Source organism: Streptococcus sp. k-163 (assembly GCF_013277555.1).
In the GTDB taxonomy this organism is placed as follows: domain Bacteria; phylum Bacillota; class Bacilli; order Lactobacillales; family Streptococcaceae; genus Streptococcus.
In genome coordinates this window covers 72954-90989 of the sequence record NZ_VMND01000009.1, presented here as the reverse complement: position 1 = coordinate 90989, position 18036 = coordinate 72954, and the positions used below count along the sequence as shown (strand labels likewise).

The 18036-nt window shown below is 42.1% G+C and carries 15 protein-coding genes; 13 read left to right on the top strand and 2 right to left on the bottom strand.

The features are described 5' to 3' along the window. Positions 1-9 precede the first annotated feature (9 nt). From HT731_RS03245 to HT731_RS03230, 4 genes are all read left to right on the top strand, one after another. The gene (locus HT731_RS03245; protein WP_061758904.1) at positions 10-465 is read left to right on the top strand and encodes a LytTR family DNA-binding domain-containing protein; all 456 of its coding nucleotides are present in this window, start codon (positions 10-12) and stop codon (positions 463-465) included. 9 nt (positions 466-474) lie between these two features. Next, a complete protein-coding gene (locus HT731_RS03240) occupies positions 475-894 on the top strand; it encodes a DUF3021 domain-containing protein (RefSeq protein ID WP_061758903.1) in 420 nt (139 codons plus the stop codon). Positions 895-988: 94 nt separating this feature from the next. Further along, positions 989-1684: a GNAT family protein gene (locus HT731_RS03235; RefSeq protein ID WP_061758902.1), complete on the top strand. Its 696-nt coding sequence runs from the start codon at positions 989-991 to the stop codon at positions 1682-1684. 11 nt (positions 1685-1695) lie between these two features. Further along, complete coding sequence (locus HT731_RS03230) at positions 1696-2112, top strand: GNAT family N-acetyltransferase (RefSeq protein ID WP_057487809.1); 417 nt, start codon at positions 1696-1698, stop codon at positions 2110-2112. Positions 2113-2684: 572 nt separating this feature from the next. Here HT731_RS03230 and HT731_RS03225 read toward each other — a convergent pair. Next, the gene (locus HT731_RS03225) at positions 2685-2777 is read right to left on the bottom strand and encodes a type I toxin-antitoxin system Fst family toxin (RefSeq protein ID WP_079114800.1); all 93 of its coding nucleotides are present in this window, start codon (positions 2775-2777) and stop codon (positions 2685-2687) included. Positions 2778-2910: 133 nt separating this feature from the next. Between HT731_RS03225 and ruvB the strand changes: the two genes are divergently transcribed. The 9 genes from ruvB to HT731_RS03180 all read left to right on the top strand — a co-directional run bounded on the left by ruvB (position 2911) and on the right by HT731_RS03180 (position 14051). Beyond that, the gene (ruvB, locus tag HT731_RS03220) at positions 2911-3909 is read left to right on the top strand and encodes a Holliday junction branch migration DNA helicase RuvB (protein ID WP_079114808.1); all 999 of its coding nucleotides are present in this window, start codon (positions 2911-2913) and stop codon (positions 3907-3909) included. Then, positions 3890-4462: a nucleotidyltransferase family protein gene (locus tag HT731_RS03215; RefSeq protein WP_061758900.1), complete on the top strand. Its 573-nt coding sequence runs from the start codon at positions 3890-3892 to the stop codon at positions 4460-4462. Before ruvB ends, HT731_RS03215 begins: the two co-directional genes overlap by 20 nt. Positions 4463-4692: 230 nt before the next feature. Then, positions 4693-5451 (top strand): isoprenyl transferase, encoded by a 759-nt coding sequence (locus HT731_RS03210; RefSeq protein ID WP_033680789.1) that lies wholly within the window; start codon positions 4693-4695, stop codon positions 5449-5451. Between the two features lie 8 nt (positions 5452-5459). Continuing rightward, positions 5460-6263 (top strand): phosphatidate cytidylyltransferase, encoded by an 804-nt coding sequence (locus tag HT731_RS03205; RefSeq protein ID WP_061758899.1) that lies wholly within the window; start codon positions 5460-5462, stop codon positions 6261-6263. Between the two features lie 15 nt (positions 6264-6278). Next, positions 6279-7538 carry an RIP metalloprotease RseP gene (gene rseP / locus HT731_RS03200; RefSeq protein ID WP_061758898.1) on the top strand — a complete coding sequence of 420 codons (1260 nt, stop codon included), beginning with the start codon at positions 6279-6281 and terminating at the stop codon, positions 7536-7538. Positions 7539-7550: 12 nt separating this feature from the next. Beyond that, the gene (locus HT731_RS03195) at positions 7551-9404 is read left to right on the top strand and encodes a proline--tRNA ligase (protein WP_061758897.1); all 1854 of its coding nucleotides are present in this window, start codon (positions 7551-7553) and stop codon (positions 9402-9404) included. Positions 9405-9502: 98 nt separating this feature from the next. Then, complete coding sequence (gene bglA / locus HT731_RS03190; RefSeq protein WP_061758896.1) at positions 9503-10882, top strand: 6-phospho-beta-glucosidase; 1380 nt, start codon at positions 9503-9505, stop codon at positions 10880-10882. A 192-nt stretch (positions 10883-11074) separates the two neighbouring features. Beyond that, on the top strand, positions 11075-12883 hold the full coding sequence (gene glmS, locus HT731_RS03185) for a glutamine--fructose-6-phosphate transaminase (isomerizing) (protein ID WP_173277623.1): 1809 nt from the start codon (positions 11075-11077) through the stop codon (positions 12881-12883). A 118-nt stretch (positions 12884-13001) separates the two neighbouring features. Continuing rightward, a complete protein-coding gene (locus HT731_RS03180; RefSeq protein WP_173277621.1) occupies positions 13002-14051 on the top strand; it encodes an LLM class flavin-dependent oxidoreductase in 1050 nt (349 codons plus the stop codon). Positions 14052-14150: 99 nt separating this feature from the next. On the opposite strand, the gene HT731_RS03175 is transcribed toward HT731_RS03180, so the two are convergent. Continuing rightward, positions 14151-18026: a pullulanase gene (locus HT731_RS03175; protein ID WP_173277619.1), complete on the bottom strand. Its 3876-nt coding sequence runs from the start codon at positions 18024-18026 to the stop codon at positions 14151-14153. Between the last annotated feature and the right edge of the window lie 10 nt (positions 18027-18036).

Genomic DNA, 18036 nt, shown 5'->3' with positions numbered 1-18036 from the left:
GGAGAGAAAATGAAGATTCGTTTTGAAATGAAGACAGAGTTTTCAGAAAAGGACCCACAGATTGTAATTCAGGCAGCTCAGTTAACTGACCAAGCAAGGGAAATCATGGAGTATTTAGAACAATTTTCAACGACCAATCAGGTGACCATTCCTATTCGAACGGATGATCATCTGGTTATGGTGAAAATTGAGGATCTTATTCTAGCAGATATCGATAAGAACTTGTTGACCATTTATACGGTAGACGGGATTTATAAAACTAAGGAAACATTGACAAACTTTCAGAATCGGATTAATCGGCGTAACTTTATACAGATATCACGCCATTCAATTATAAACATTGACCACTTAGAATCGTTATCAGATGGTTTTTCAGGGAATATGATGGCTAAAATGACTCGGGGCATCAAATCTAGTGTGAGTCGGAAATACGTTAAGTCCTTAATGAATTATCTAGGTTTATAGGAGAAAATCATGAAACGATTAATTGATTATTTTGTATCGGGAATGCGTACGGCTTCCTTCTTTTATTTGAGTATGATGTTATTAGCTCAGTGTTATCCAAGCATTACCTATCCTGAACCAATGACAAAAAATATTCTAGCTCTGTTTTTAATGGGTGGAATTATGGGGGTATTGACTTTAATACTTGAAAAGCTAGAGTTTCTTGCTTTTAGTATACGTGTAGGAGTTCATTTATTAGTGACGGCTACTATCTTAGTATTGACCTCTCTATTTTTTGGTTGGGGTTCAGCCTTGTGGAGTCCCTTGATTTGGTTCTTTTTCTTGTTAATTTATGGATTGATATGGTTGTATCAAGTCTGGCAAACTCACAAACTCACCCAACGAATTAATCAAGCCTTAGAGGATAAAAGACAGAAAACGGGTCACTAATATAGTGTTGAGGATGAAGTTTGAAGACAGTGCCAGTTTCCAAAGAGAACAATTTGTGATATAGTATTTTCAGCGTAAAACAAGGAGAAGAAAAATGCCAGTAAATGAATATGGTCAAATGATTGGGGAGTCAATGGAAGGTTATACACCAGGTGAATTGCCTTCTATTGATTTCTTAGAAGGGCGTTATGCTAGGATAGAGGCTCTATCGGTAGAAAAGCATGCGGAGGATTTATTAGCTGTTTATGGCCCTGATACGCCTCGGGAAATGTGGACCTACCTCTTTCAGGAACCAGTGGCAGACAGAGAGGAACTGGTTACTCTTTTAAATCAGATGATGGCTCGTAAGGACCGTTTTTACTATGCCATCATAGACAAGGCAACTGGTAAGGCTTTGGGAACTTTTTCTCTCATGCGCATTGACCAGAATAACCGAATAATAGAAGTGGGAACTGTCACTTTTTCTCCAAAACTCAGGGGGACACGGATAGGGACAGAAGCCCAGTATCTATTGGCTTGCTATGTCTTTGATGAGCTTAACTATCGTCGCTATGAATGGAAATGCGATGCTCTTAACATGCCATCAAGACGAGCTGCGGAGCGTTTGGGATTTGTCTACGAAGGAACCTTCCGTCAGGCAGTGGTTTATAAGGGGCGTACGAGGGATACGGATTGGTTGTCTATGATTGATAAGGACTGGCTTCAAGTCAAAGCTCGATTGGAAGCATGGTTGGATCCTGAAAATTTTGATAAAAATGGACGACAGCACAAGAGCTTGAGAGAGCTTTAAGAGGTGTCGAGATGATTACTATTAAAAAGCAAGAAATCGTCAAGCTCGAGGATGTTTTGCATCTCTATCAGGCTGTCGGTTGGACAAATTATACAAATCAACCTCAGATGCTGGAGCAAGCCTTGTCTCATTCATTAGTAATTTATCTGGCACTTGATGGTGATGCTGTGGTGGGCTTGATTCGTTTGGTTGGAGATGGATTCTCATCAGTATTGGTTCAGGATTTAATTGTTTTACCAATCTATCAGCGTCAAGGGATTGGTAGTGCCCTAATGAAAGAGGCTTTAGAGGATTACAAAGATGCCTATCAAGTCCAGCTGGTGACAGAAGAGACAGAAAAAAACGTGGGATTTTATCGTTCTTTGGGTTTTGAAGTCTTATCCACCTATGATTGTATAGGAATGACTTGGGTGAATCGAGAAAAATAACAAAACTTGTTTTTTCTTAAGCAAAGTTTAAGGATGGTCTAGTATCATATAGTCATTAAATAAAGACCTCCTAACTTTATTTAATGAAATCCTAAAACTTTTTTTCATCATAATCTCCTAATGAAGTCACCCAATCAGGTGGCTTTTTTGTGGGATGAGGTGATGGTAATAGAAATTTTTTGAAAAATGGTAGAATTTGAGAAAAGTTAAGCTAGTTTTAAGCTTCGTCTTGTATCATATAGTTATTAAATAAAGACCTCCTAACTTTATTTAATAAAATCCTAAACTTTTCTTTTTCATAATAATCTCCCTTAACTCCACCCAATCAGGTGGAGTTTTTTGGCTCTATTTCAGGCTTTTGGGGACTATTCTAAAAATCATGTTCCGATAACTTTCGCAATCTTGAACGTCTTGTTGCACAGCGGTTAAAGCTTGCGAAGCCGAGAATATAAATCTTTGACAAATTTTGTGAACTATGGGATAATAAAAAGGAATTGAGTACTAGTTCTATATCATAGGCTAGAAAAGACCCCAAGCTAACTTCCACATTAAGCTTAGGGTCTTTTTTGACACTATTTGTCCTCGTTTAGCCATTTATCGACTAATCGAAGAACGACACCGACCGCAATTGGTCCGATGATAGTTTTGAGTACTAATTCCATCATGGGCTATCTTACCTCCTTTCGTAGGCGGTGTAGAAGTGCTGTATAATATTATACAACATAAGTGCTAAACTCAGGAGTCACCCAATCGGGTGGCTTTTTTGTTTGTGGCTTGGATTTTTGCTATAATAGAGCCATGAGTAGAATTTTAGATAATGAGATAATGGGGGATGAGGAGTTAGTAGAACGCACGCTCCGTCCTCAGTACTTACGTGAATATATTGGGCAGGACAAGGTCAAGGACCAGCTACAAATCTTTATTGAAGCTGCCAAAATGCGGGATGAAGCTCTGGATCATGTCCTCTTATTTGGACCTCCAGGCTTGGGAAAAACGACCATGGCTTTTGTTATTGCCAACGAACTAGGTGTCAATCTCAAGCAGACTTCGGGTCCAGTCATTGAAAAAGCTGGTGATTTGGTAGCGATTTTGAATGACTTAGAGCCTGGGGATGTCCTTTTTATTGATGAGATTCATCGCTTGCCCATGTCGGTGGAAGAGGTGCTTTATAGTGCCATGGAGGACTTCTACATTGATATCATGATTGGGGCTGGTGAAGGTAGTCGCAGTGTTCATTTGGAGTTACCACCTTTTACCTTGATTGGTGCGACGACTCGGGCTGGTATGCTCTCAAATCCACTACGGGCACGTTTTGGGATTACGGGGCATATGGAGTATTATGCCCATGCTGACTTGACAGAAATTGTCGAGCGGACGGCAGATATTTTTGAGATGGAAATCACTCATGAGGCAGCATCTGAGTTGGCCCTACGTAGTCGTGGGACCCCTCGTATTGCCAATCGTCTCCTCAAGCGCGTGCGCGATTTTGCCCAGATTATGGGGGATGGGGTTATCGATGATATTATTACCGATAAGGCTTTGACCATGCTGGATGTTGACCATGAAGGTCTGGACTATGTGGACCAGAAAATCCTTCGGACCATGATTGAGATGTACGGTGGTGGTCCTGTTGGTCTAGGAACTCTTTCTGTGAATATCGCCGAAGAGCGTGAGACAGTTGAAGACATGTATGAACCTTACTTAATCCAAAAAGGTTTTATCATGCGGACACGGTCTGGACGGGTGGCGACTGCTAAGGCATATGAGCACTTAGGTTATGAATACAATGAAAAATGAGCAAGAAATTCTGGAGGCTTTTAGAGAAAATCCGGATATGATGGCTATTTTGACTATCATCCGAGACCTTGGTCTGAAAGACTCGTGGTTGGCAGCAGGTTCTGTCAGAAATTTCATCTGGAATCTCTTGTCAGATAAATCACCTTTTGATTGTGAAACAGATGTAGATGTGATTTTCTTTGATTCGGATATTTCTTATGAGGAAACCTTGTATCTAGAGAAAAAGTTGAGAGAGGATTTTCCTCAGTACCAGTGGGAATTGAAAAATCAAGTCTATATGCACCTGCATAGCCCTCATACTGCTCCCTATATCAGTTCCAGTGATGCTATGAGTAAGTATCCAGAACGGTGTACGGCAGTTGTACTGCGCTTGAATGAAGAATCCGATTTTGAACTCTATGCACCTTATGGTTTGGAGGATATTTTGAATTTTCAAGTTCGTCCAACTCCTCATTTTTTAGAGAATGAAGACCGAATGGAACTCTATCAAACACGTTTATCCAAGAAAAATTGGCAGGAGAAATGGAAAAATTTGATTTTTAAAAATACTTAAGGAAACTTTAAGCTAGGAAGTGTATACTAAGTCCATAAGTTAAGAAGATCTTAACTTAAACTCCTAAAACTTTTTCATAATAATCTCCCTATAAAAATAGAGTCGCCCAATCAGGCGGCTTATTTTTTTGAAAAATGGGCTTAGTGCCTGAGAATAAATAGCTTAGTGATAGAAGAAAATGGGGAAATATGGTATAATGAAACGATAGATTTTTGAATAGGAATAAGATCATGTTTGGATTTTTTAAGAAAGATAAGGCTGTGGAAGTAGAGGTTCCGACACAGGTTCCTGCTCATATCGGCATCATCATGGATGGTAATGGCCGTTGGGCTAAAAAACGTATGCAACCGCGAGTCTTCGGACACAAGGCGGGCATGGAAGCATTGCAAACTGTGACCAAGGCAGCTAACAAACTAGGCGTTAAGGTTATTACAGTTTATGCCTTTTCTACGGAAAATTGGACCCGTCCAGATCAGGAAGTCAAGTTTATCATGAACTTGCCAGTAGAGTTTTATGATAATTATGTCCCGGAATTGCATGCGAATAATGTTAAGATTCAAATGATTGGGGAAACGGAGCGCCTGCCTAAGCAAACCTTTGAAGCTCTGACTAAAGCTGAGGAATTGACTAAGAACAACACAGGTTTGATTCTGAATTTTGCCCTCAACTATGGTGGACGTGCTGAGATTACACAGGCTCTTAAGTTGATTTCTCAGGATGTTTTAGATGCCAAAATCATCCCAGACGACATCACAGAGGAATTGATTGGCAACTATCTCTTTACCCAGCATTTACCTAAGAACTTACGAGATCCGGACTTGATTATCCGGACTAGTGGAGAATTGCGTTTGAGTAATTTTCTTCCATGGCAGGGGGCCTATAGTGAGCTCTATTTTACGGACACCTTGTGGCCTGATTTTGATGAGGTAGCCTTGCAGGAAGCTATTCTTGCCTACAATCGTCGTCATCGCCGATTTGGAGGAGTTTAGGAGGAGATATGACAAAGGATTTACAAAAAAGAACCTTGTTCGCAGGGATTGCCCTGGCTATTTTCCTACCAATTTTAATGATTGGGGGCCTTTTGCTTCAGATCGCCATCGGAATCATAGCCATGCTAGCCATGCATGAACTTTTGAAGATGAGAGGTTTAGAGACCATGACTATGGAGGGGCTCTTGACCCTCTTTGCAACCTTTGCCTTGACCATTCCCTTGGAGAATTACCTGACTTTTTTACCAGTTGATGGGAATGTGGTTGCTTATAGTGTGTTGATTTCAATTATGTTAGGAACAACTGTTTTTAGCAAGTCCTATACGATTGAGGATGCTGTTTTCCCTCTTGCTATGAGTTTTTATGTGGGCTTTGGTTTTAATGCTCTCTTAGATGCTAGAATTGCAGGTTTAGATAAGGCACTATTAGCCTTGTGTATTGTTTGGGCAACAGATAGTTGTGCTTATCTTGTAGGGATGAGATACGGTAAACGAAAATTAGCGCCAAGGGTATCACCCAATAAAACCTTTGAGGGATCTTTTGGTGGTATTTTAGGAGCTATCTTGATAACAATTGTCTTTATGATTTTTGATAGGACAGTTGCTCTTCCGTATGGAATTTACAAGATGTCAGTCTTTGCTATTTTCTTCAGCATTGCTGGACAATTTGGTGACTTACTAGAAAGTTCGATCAAGCGTCACTTTGGTGTTAAGGATTCTGGGAAATTTATCCCTGGACATGGTGGTGTTTTGGATCGCTTCGACAGTATGTTGCTTGTATTTCCAATCATGCACTTATTTGGACTCTTTTAGAGAAAGGAAGATAGAATGCTCGGAATTTTAACCTTTATTCTGGTTTTTGGGATTATTGTAGTGGTGCACGAGTTCGGACACTTCTACTTTGCCAAGAAATCAGGAATTCTAGTGCGTGAATTTGCCATCGGTATGGGCCCAAAAATCTTTGCTCACATTGGCAAGGACGGAACGGCCTATACCATTCGAATCTTGCCTCTGGGTGGCTATGTCCGTATGGCTGGTTGGGGTGATGATACGACTGAAATCAAGACAGGAACTCCTGTCAGTTTGACCCTTACTGATGATGGTAAAGTTAAACGCATCAATCTCTCAGGTAAAAAATTGGATCAAACAGCCCTCCCTATGCAGGTGACTCAGTTTGACTTTGAAGACAAGCTCTTTATCAAGGGTTTGGTTCTGGAAGAAGAAAAAACCTTTGCAGTAGATCACGATGCAACGGTTGTAGAATTAGATGGAACTGAGGTTCGTATTGCACCTTTAGATGTTCAATATCAAAATGCAACTATCTGGGGCAAACTCATTACCAACTTTGCAGGCCCTATGAATAACTTTATCTTAGGTGTCGTTGTTTTTTGGATTTTAATCTTCATGCAGGGTGGCGTCAGAGATGTTGATACCAACCAGTTCCATGTCATGCCCCAAGGGGCTTTGGCTAAGGTAGGAGTGCCAGAAACGGCTCAGATTACCAAGATTGGCTCACATGAGATTAACAACTGGGAAAGCTTGATCCAGGCTGTGGAAACAGAAACTAAAGATAAGACGGCCCCAACTTTGGATGTGACTATTTCTGAAAAGGGTAGTGACAAACAAATCACTGTTAGTCCTGAAGAAAATCAAGGCCGTTACCTTCTAGGTGTTCAACCGGGAATTAAGTCGGACTTTCTATCTATGTTTGTGGGTGGTTTTACAACCGCTGCTGATTCAGCTCTCCGAATTCTATCGGCTCTGAAAAATCTGATTTTCCAACCGGATTTGAACAAGCTAGGTGGACCTGTTGCCATCTTTAAGGCAAGTAGTGATGCTGCTAAAAATGGAATTGAAAATGTCTTGGACTTCTTGGCAATGATTTCCATCAATATTGGGATTTTTAATCTTATTCCGATTCCAGCATTGGATGGTGGTAAGATTGTGCTCAATATCCTAGAAGCTATCCGCCGCAAACCATTGAAACAAGAAATTGAAACCTATGTCACCTTGGCCGGAGTGGTCATCATGGTTGTCTTGATGATTGCTGTGACTTGGAATGACATTATGCGACTCTTTTTTAGATAATCGAGGAATATTATGAAACAAAGTAAAATGCCTATCCCAACGCTTCGCGAAATGCCAAGCGATGCTCAAGTTATCAGCCATGCTCTTATGTTGCGAGCTGGTTATGTTCGTCAAGTCTCAGCAGGTGTTTATTCTTACCTGCCACTTGCCAACCGTGTGATTGAAAAAGCCAAAAACATCATGCGCCAAGAGTTTGACAAGATTGGTGCCGTTGAGATGTTGGCTCCTGCCCTTCTCAGTGCAGAGTTGTGGCGCGAATCAGGTCGTTATGAAACTTATGGTGAAGACCTTTACAAACTAAAAAACCGTGAAAAATCAGACTTCATCTTAGGTCCAACTCACGAAGAAACCTTTACAGCTATTGTCCGTGATTCTGTTAAGTCTTACAAGCAATTGCCACTCAACCTTTATCAAATCCAACCTAAGTATCGTGATGAAAAACGTCCACGTAATGGACTTCTTCGTACACGTGAGTTCATCATGAAAGATGCTTACAGTTTCCACGCTAACTATGATAGTTTGGACAGTGTTTATGATGAGTACAAGGCTGCTTATGAGCGTATTTTCACTCGTAGTGGCTTAGACTTTAAGGCTATCATCGGTGACGGTGGAGCCATGGGTGGTAAGGACAGCCAAGAATTTATGGCCATCACACCTGCTCGTACAGACCTTGACCGCTGGGTTGTCTTGGACAAGTCAGTTGCCTCATTTGACGAAATTCCTGCAGAAGTGCAAGAAGAAATCAAGGCAGAATTGCTTAAATGGATGGTTTCTGGTGAGGATACCATCGCCTACTCAAGTGAATCTAGCTATGCGGCTAACTTAGAAATGGCAACAAACGAGTACAAACCAAGCAACCGTGTTGTCGCTGAAGAAGAAGTGACTCGTGTTGCAACACCAGATGTTAAATCAATCGATGAAGTTGCAGCCTTCCTTAACGTTCCAGAAGAACAAACGATTAAAACTCTTTTCTATATGGCAGATGGTGAGCTTGTTGCGGCTCTTCTAGTTGGAAATGACCAACTCAACGAAGTCAAGTTGAAAAACCACTTGGGAGCAGATTTCTTTGACATTGCTAGTGAAGAAGAAGTGGCAAATGTTGTTCAAGCAGGATTTGGTTCACTTGGCCCGGTTGGTTTGCCGGAGAATGTTAAAATCATTGCAGACCGTAAGGTGCAAGATGTTCGCAATGCAGTTGTGGGAGCAAATGAAGATGGCTACCACTTGACTGGTGTGAATCCAGGTCGTGATTTTACTGCAGAATATGTGGATATCCGTGAAGTTCGTGAGGGTGAAATTTCTCCAGACGGACAAGGTGTCCTTAACTTTGCGCGTGGTATTGAAATTGGTCACATCTTCAAACTCGGTACTCGCTATTCAGCAAGCATGGGAGCAGATGTTTTGGATGAAAATGGCCGTGCTGTGCCAATCATCATGGGATGTTATGGTATCGGTGTCAGCCGTCTCCTTTCAGCAGTGATGGAGCAACACGCTCGCCTCTTTGTTAACAAAACGCCAAAAGGTGAATATCGTTACGCTTGGGGAATCAACTTCCCTAAAGAATTGGCACCATTTGATGTGCACTTGATCACTGTCAATGTCAAGGACGAAGAAGCGCAAGTCTTGACAGAAAAACTTGAAGCAAGCTTGATGGGAGCAGGTTACGAAGTCTTGACAGACGACCGTAACGAACGTGTCGGAGTGAAATTTAGTGATAGCGACTTGATTGGATTGCCAATCCGTATCACTGTTGGGAAGAAAGCAGCCGATGGCATCGTAGAAGTCAAGATTAAAGCGACTGGTGACACCATCGAAGTTCATGCAGATAACTTGCTCGAAACGCTTGAAATCCTCAGCAAGAAATAAAAACTATAATCAGAAGAAAAACAAGGAAAAAATGTAACTAGTTTTTACCTTGTTTTTTCTGTATAATGGGAAAAATGAGTAGATAAAGAGGTAAATGTATGCTAAGATTTCCAAAGGATTTTGTCTGGGGATCCTCTACTTCTGGGCCACAGACAGAAGGACGTGTAGCTGGTGACGGTAAGGGAGATAATCTCTGGGATTATTGGTACCAAGTGGAGCCAAATCGCTACTATAATGGAATTGGTCCAGATAAGACATCGACCTTTTATGAAAATTGGGAACAGGATATCGACCTCTTGTTAGAAACTGGTCACACGGTCTTTCGAACTTCTATTCAGTGGTCACGGATTTTTCCACAAGGCTGTGGAAAAGTCAACCCTCAAGGTGTGGATTTTTATCGTAAGGTCTTTGAGGCTATTAAGGCCAAAGGTATTCGTCTTTTAGTCAATCTTTATCATTTTGATTTGCCTTTTGCCCTTCAAGAAGATGGTGATGGTTGGGAAAATAAGGCGACTGTCTCAGCCTATGAAGACTATGCTCGTTTTTGTTTTGAGACTTATGGAGATTTAGTGGATCAATGGATTACCTTTAACGAGCCCATCGTTCCAGTAGAATTTGGCTATTTTTACGATGCCCATTATCCACATAAGGTGGATGCAGAGGCAGCCGTTAAAGTAGCTTATCATACACAATTGGCTAGCAGTCGGGCGGTTAAGGCCTGTCATGAACTCTTGCCAGATTCCAAGATTGGGATTGTCCTCAACTTGACACCGGCTTATCCACGTAGCCAGCATCCTGCTGATGTCAAAGCAGCTCGGATTGCGGATCTCTTTCAGGCCCAATCCTTCTTAGATCCGTCCGTTTTGGGGACTTATCCACAGGAGTTGGTAGAAATCTTGCATGAATACGGTCTCTTGCCTGATGCTACAGAGGAGGAGTTGGATCTCATTCGTGACAATACAGTGGATTTCCTTGGTGTCAACTACTATCAACCCTTGCGTGTTATGGCTCCTCGATTTGCTAAGCATCCAGAGAGTCCACTCTTACCAGAACATTTTTACGAGCCTTATGTGATGCCTGGGCGTAAAATCAATCCTCATCGTGGCTGGGAGATTTATGAGCAAGGGATTTATGATATTGCCCAAAATATCAAGGAAAATTATGGCAATATCGAGTGGATGCTGACTGAGAATGGCATGGGTGTTGAAGGGGAAGAAAAATTCCGTCAAGATGGAATGATTCAAGATGATTACCGTATTGACTTTGTAAAAGGTCATCTTCGTGAACTGCACCGTGCCATTGAAGATGGAGCCAACTGTAAGGGCTACTTGATTTGGACCTTTATCGATTGCTGGTCATGGCTCAATAGCTATAAAAATCGCTATGGTTTGGTCGAATTAGACTTGGAAACGCAAGAACGTCGTCTGAAAAAATCAGGGCACTGGTTCAAGGAGCTAAGCGATAATAATGGATTTTAAAAAAGGACTCTGACTGATTATCCTAATTGGTCAGAGTTTTTTGCTTACAGGAGCTTAATTTGAACTATACCAATTTTTACTCTTGACAAGTGAAAGAAACAAGTATATACTGTTTTTGCTGATTCTATAAAAGAGGAATCAGACTATACCAATTTTAAGGAGAAAGCACAGCTTGCCTGTGTCGTATATACTATGTGTGGAATTGTTGGTGTTGTTGGAAACACAAATGCAACTGATATTTTGATTCAAGGTCTTGAAAAGCTCGAATACCGTGGCTATGATTCTGCGGGGATTTTTGTCCTAGGTGGCGCTGAGAACCATCTAGTCAAGGCTGTAGGTCGTATTGCAGAATTGTCTGCCAAGACAGCTGGTGTTGAGGGAACGACTGGTATCGGACATACTCGTTGGGCTACTCACGGAAAACCAACGGAAGACAATGCTCACCCACATCGCTCTGAGACAGAACGTTTTGTTTTGGTGCACAATGGGGTGATTGAGAACTACCTTGAAATCAAGGAAGAATACCTTGCAGGTCACCACTTTAAGGGGCAAACAGATACTGAAATCGCCGTTCACTTGATTGGAAAATTTGCGGAAGAAGATGGCTTGTCAGTTCTTGAAGCCTTCAAAAAAGCTCTTCACATCATCCGTGGTTCTTATGCTTTTGCCTTGGTTGACTCACAAGATCCTGAAGTCATCTACGTAGCTAAAAATAAATCACCACTTTTGATTGGTCTTGGAGAAGGCTATAACATGGTCTGCTCAGATGCTATGGCTATGATTCGTGAGACCAACCAATACATGGAAATCCATGACCAAGAGTTGGTAATCGTCAAGGCTGATAGTGTTGAAGTTCAAGACTATGATGGCAACAGTCGTGAGCGTGCTAGTTACACTGCTGAACTTGACTTGTCTGATATCGGTAAGGGAACTTACCCTTACTATATGCTCAAGGAAATTGATGAGCAACCAACAGTGATGCGTAAGTTGATACAAGCCTACACAGATGAGTCTGGTCAAGTAGTCGTTGACCCAGCTATCATCCAGGCTGTTCAAGACGCAGACCGTATCTACATCCTTGCAGCTGGGACATCTTACCACGCAGGATTTGCTTCTAAGAAAATGCTGGAAGAATTGACAGATACGCCAGTTGAACTTGGAATCTCATCTGAGTGGGGCTACGGTATGCCACTTCTCAGCAAGAAACCACTCTTCATCTTTATCAGTCAGTCTGGTGAAACAGCGGATAGCCGTCAGGTTTTGGTTAAGGCTAATGAAATGGGAATCCCAAGCTTGACAGTAACAAACGTACCAGGCTCAACTCTTTCTCGTGAAGCTAACCATACCATGCTTCTTCATGCAGGTCCTGAAATTGCTGTGGCCTCAACCAAGGCCTATACAGCGCAAATCGCAGCCCTTGCCTTCCTTGCAAAAGCAGTCGGAGAAGCAAATGGCAATGCTAAAGCGCAAGCCTTTGATTTGGTGCATGAGTTGTCAATCGTAGCTCAGTCTATCGAATCAACTCTTTCAGAGAAAGAAGCTATTGAAGCCAAGGTTCGTGAGCTTCTTGAAACAACTCGCAATGCCTTTTATATTGGACGTGGTCAAGATTACTACGTAGCCATGGAAGCAAGTCTCAAACTTAAAGAGATTTCTTACATCCAGTGTGAAGGCTTTGCGGCAGGAGAACTTAAGCATGGAACTATTGCCTTGATTGAAGAAGGAACGCCTGTCTTGGCCCTCTTGTCAGATCCAGTCCTTGCTAATCATACTCGTGGAAATATCCAAGAGGTGGCAGCCCGTGGTGCTAAAGTCCTCACTATCGCAGAAGAAAATGTTGCCAAAGACACAGACGATATCGTTCTTACGACTGTACACCCTTACCTCTCACCGATTTCAATGGTTGTACCAACTCAATTGGTCGCTTACTTTGCAACACTCCACCGTGGACTTGATGTGGACAAACCACGTAACCTTGCTAAGTCAGTAACGGTAGAATAAGCTAAAAAAGTCTAGTTATCTAGGCTTTTTCTTGTGAGCAAATTGGTTGCTTGTAGTCAAGTTTCGTGTTAGAATAATTTTTCAAATTGAAGGACAGAAATAGACAAGGGGAATCACAATGGTAGAATTGGGAATTTCAACATTTGGGGAAACAACGGTGCTTGAAGGGACTGGGCAGACTTATAATCATGCTGAACGCATTCGCCAGTTGGTGGCAGAGATTGATCTGGCTGACAAGGTTGGTTTGGATGTGTATGGAATTGGTGAGCACCATCGAGCGGATTTTGCGGTATCAGCCCCAGAGATCGTCCTGGCAGCTGGGGCAGTCAATACCAAGAAAATCCGTTTAACCAGTGCAGTCAGTATTCTCTCAAGTATGGACCCTATTCGTTTGTTCCAACAATATGCGACCATCGATGCTTTGTCAAATGGACGTGCGGAGATTATGGTTGGAAGGGGTTCTTTCACGGAATCGTTTCTTCTGTTTGGATATGATTTGAAAGACTACGAAGCCCTTTTTGATGAGAAATTAGACTTGCTTCAGTTAGTCAATGAAAAGACCAAGTTAGACTGGCAAGGTCGATTGACCCAAACAATCTCTGGCAAAGAAGTCTATCCTCGTCCAGTTCAGGACAAATTACCCTTGTGGATAGCGACAGGTGGTCATGTTGAATCAACTGTGAAGATTGCTCAGGCTGGTCTACCGATTGTTTATGCCATTATTGGTGGCAATCCGCGTTATTTTAAAAAATTGATTCAGGCTTATCGTGAGATTGGGAGCGAAACGGGTCATGCCAGTCATGAACTAAAGGTTGGAGCCCATTCTTGGGGTTGGATTGCTGAAGATGGCGAGCAGGCTGTGAAAGATTATTTCCATCCGACCAAGCAAGTGGTGGATGCTATTTCCAAAGACCGTCCGCACTGGCAGGAATTACGTTATGAGCAATATTTGGAACAGGTAGGGCCAAATGGCGCTATGTTTGTGGGCAATCCAGATCAGGTGGCAGAAAAATTGATTCGCATGATAGAGGATTTAGGATTGGACCGCTTCATGCTCCATCTACCGCTTGGTTCCATGCCTCATGACCAGGTTCTGAGAGCTATTGAACTCTTCGGCACGCAAGTGGCTCCAAAAGTACGGGCTTATTTTGCCATGAAAGAGGCTTAATAAAAAATACTAATCAAATGTATTATAACCACAAATATTGTACAAAAAATAATCCCCCTGGACTTAATGCTTGGGGGATTTTTCTATAGGAGGGCTAGTTTAGTTCTCTTTTTTGTTTTTTAGCAAGAACCCGAGACCTAGAAGAGCGAGGAGACTAATTCCTGCAAACAGGAGTTTGTGATCGTTTTTGGTTCCTGTATTTGGAAGTTCAGCTTGTTTAGCTGGGGTTGCAGGTATATTTTCCTTGCTAGAGTTTTCTACAGATCCGTTTTGAATAGCTTCACTTACAGATGCTGGTTGTGCTTCTTGTGCTGGTTGTTCAGCTTGTGAATCAGTTGTAGCTTGGCTAGGTTTATCTTCTGCATCAGCTACTTTTTCATCTGGTCTAGTAGAATCAGGTTTAGTTTGTGGAGCTGGAGTTTGCTGTTCCGGTTTGACTACTCGGTTTGACATATTGTCTTGGCCGTTATTTTGACCGTGTTCTTGTTTTAGGCTAGAAAGGTCAAATTCTGGTTTTTCTTCCATAGCTGGGGCAACAATGGCACCGCCTTGAGAGACTCGAAGAACAGTAGCTGTAAGGGCATTCAATTTCAAGCCTTTTTCAGTCCATTCAAGTCCTTTCGGGTTGGCAATTCCAACTGGTCCTGCTTGGTTTTCATCTGCTAGAACTTCAGCATTTCTGAGGTGGGCAAAGGCAGTTCCCAAATTAAATTCGCGAGCTTTTTCATCCGCATTGACAAAGACTGCGTAGATATCACCGTTTGGAGCAGTAATTTGGTAGCCAATTACTACATCCTCTTTTTCTACACCATTTTGACCTGGAACAGTGATGAGGTGGACACGGTCCTTGATATCTTTAAGACTCTTGAGTCGGAAGGCATCTGTAGATTGACGAAGGGCAATCAACCCTTTCATATAGTCACGGCTCTTGACATTTTCAGGATATGCTTTTCCATCTGTAGCCTTAGTCCAATCAAACTTGTTGACTGCATCGCTAGAATCATAAGAGTCATGGATGAAGTAAGGATAGTCAAATGGATTGCCGTCCTTATCACGCAACAAGTGAGATTTGTTTGGAACCTTGTCCTCTGCTACTGGAGTCTTGTAGGCTGGGTCACGGAATTGTTTGGTACGTCCATATTCTTGACCAGAGTGGATAAATGGAGTTCCTTGAGCTGTCAAGACCATGAGGTTTCCAAGTCGTAAACGACGATGAATCTCAGCATAGTTCTCGGCCTTGCTTGGGTCTTTTTTAATAGACTGAGCGATGATGTCAAAGAGGGTCAAGTTATCATGGGCTGCGATGTATTGGATGACATCTCCAGGGCTGTCTGCTTCAAAGTTGGTTGGTTGAGCTATCAGATTTTTGAAGATAGTGTTGATATCACGCTTGCCACCTGTGATAAAGGCAGGTTGACCTTCATTTGGATAACCAGATTTGAGGTTGTTACGGATGTCATCTGAGAAGACAGCGACAGTATCGGTATGTTTCATCCAATCTTGGTCAGCAGCTTTAGTAGGCATATTTTCATCACCAGCATAGGTTCTCCAACCTTCACCCAGCATGATGAGGTTTGGATTGAGGGCGCGTGCAGCCTTGTAAGCTTCTTCGATAGAAGCGGCGTCATGGTCTCCCATCATATCGAAGCGGAATCCATCTACTTTGTAGGTATCAACTAGATATTTGATAGAATCAACTAGGAGGCGTTTGGTCATATGGTGAGTTGTCCCCAAACGTCCACCACCAAAGCTAGTTCGAGGTGTTCCATCAGCATCCATAAAGTGATAGTAGTTTGGTTCCAAATCTTCAAAGAGATCGACTTTGGCTGTATGGTTATAAACTACGTCCAGGATAGCTCCCATGCCACGTTTGTGGATTTCGTTGATGAGGTTTTTGAATTCTGCGATTCGTTTTTCTGGATTCTTAGGATCGCTTGAGTACATACCAGTCAATGAGAAGTAGTTTTGAGGGTCATATCCCCAGTTGTAGTTGCTGTTGCTTGAAGCATAGTCAGATAAGCGTTCGTGGTTCTTCAACTCATTGACAAAGTAGTAAGACAAGACTGGAAGGAGTTGGATGTGGGTTACACCCAAGTTTTTGAGGTAGTCTAGTTTTTCGATAAAGGCTTCAAAAGTACCAAATGGCTTAGTCAAATCTTTTGCGATGGCAGGATCTGAAGTGAAGTCACGCACATGAGCTTCATAGATGACAGCATCTTCGCGCGATTTGAAGTTGCGAATCTTACCATAAGTCAAGTCTTGAGGTCCTAGTTTAGCTGGATTTACAAAGGCAGCTTTAGCCACTTTATGGGCATCGTCAATCTTAGCATCGTCACTATTCCAAGCAGCGAGGGATTTAGCGTAAGGATCGAGTGCAAGAATAGTTTTACCTTGACGCTCGATTTGGTATTGATAATAGTAGCCAGTGAAATCTGTGATGCCTAGTTTGTTTGTGCTATCTAGAGTTTGTTTCCAAGTTCCTCTTTCCCCTTTTTCAAGAGCTACAGTTCCAACTACTTTTTCAGGGTCATTCTTGTCGTAGATAACAACAGAAACCTTATCAGCACTTGGTGACCAGAGGGTCAAATCAACCTGTTTTCCTTCTTCTTTGAGGTCAGCTCCAAGTTTACCATCATAGCTGTAAGTCTCATCTTTAAGACGCCAGCTTGTTTTGGTAGTGAATTTGTCAGAGTTGTAGCTAACGGTATAAGGATGTTTTGTGTCAGAGAAATCTCCGCTGTAGGTCACTTTCTTACCAGCCTCATCGATTGCAACATCAGTGATAGTTACTTTGTTTCCTAGATGATTAGTGATGTTGGAGTGTTTGAGGATATCTTCTTTTTTAGCACCGACAAGTGTTGAAAAACTACTTTCAATGCTAGAAGTTCCTACGTGTTGAGCTCCTGTCATGCGGATATCGTGCACATAGTAGGGGTTGGTGTAGATGGTTTCGTCATCATCTTTTAGGAAAATTTGGCTATGATTTTTCAAATCTGTGAACTTATAATCTTCTTTACGGATTTTCACATCGTCTCCTTGTTTCTTTCTGTCTAGTAATAAAAATCCAAGATCTTTAGCTGCATCTTTGAGTGGAATATCGATATAGCGACCATATTTGCCTGTAGCCGTAAAGTCTGTTCCGTTAGGCCATTCACCACTACTTGGATTTTTCACATCTCCCCAGTACCAGAGAGATTTCTTGTCATAGTTGCCATCTGTACGGTAGTAGTTGACGCGAATAGTTCCTGCAGGTTGTGGCTCGTAAGAGAAAACCTTGTGATCTTGGTCTAACCAAGCCTCATTCATCTTTGGTGCCAGTTTTTCTACCGATTTATCGCCGGTTAGATTTTTTCCGGCTGTATTATTGATGAGGAAGCTAATTTTTTTGGCTTGTTCTCCCTTTAATTTGACATCTAGGTAGTAGCCGTAGTCATCTTTTTTGGCATCCTTAAAGGACAAAGCTCCGTTAGGCCAGTTTTCAGAAGGTTTTTCAACATCGTCCCAAGTCCATAGTCCTTGACTATCCTTGTTTTCTTCAGGAAGTTTTTTGACGTGGATACGGAAGTAATTGTCTTCGATTGGCTCTTCTGCCTTAGTTTCAGTCGTAGTAGAAGTAGTTGGTTCGCTTGAACGATCTTGTCCGGTTTGTGGTGCTGAATCAGCGGGAGTTGCAGCAGGAGTGGTTGCCTCTGTTGCAGGTTGTTCTTCTTTTTTCTCTAGGGAAGCGTTTGCATTGTTAGGTGAAGAAAAATCGCTTTCGTTCTTTCCAGCGATGTCTGCTGTATCAGTAAGAGGTTGAGTAATAGTGTTAGTCGCTTCAGCACTAGCTGTTGTGGTTTCGTTGGCTGAGATAGTTGGTGTAGCCATGGCAAGTAGGACAAGGCTTGCGCCGATAAGGACAGAACCAGTTCCATTTTTGAGAGAACGGATGCTGTAGACCATTTTTTTCTCAGTGTGAGATGGTTTTTTTCTCATAATGATTCTC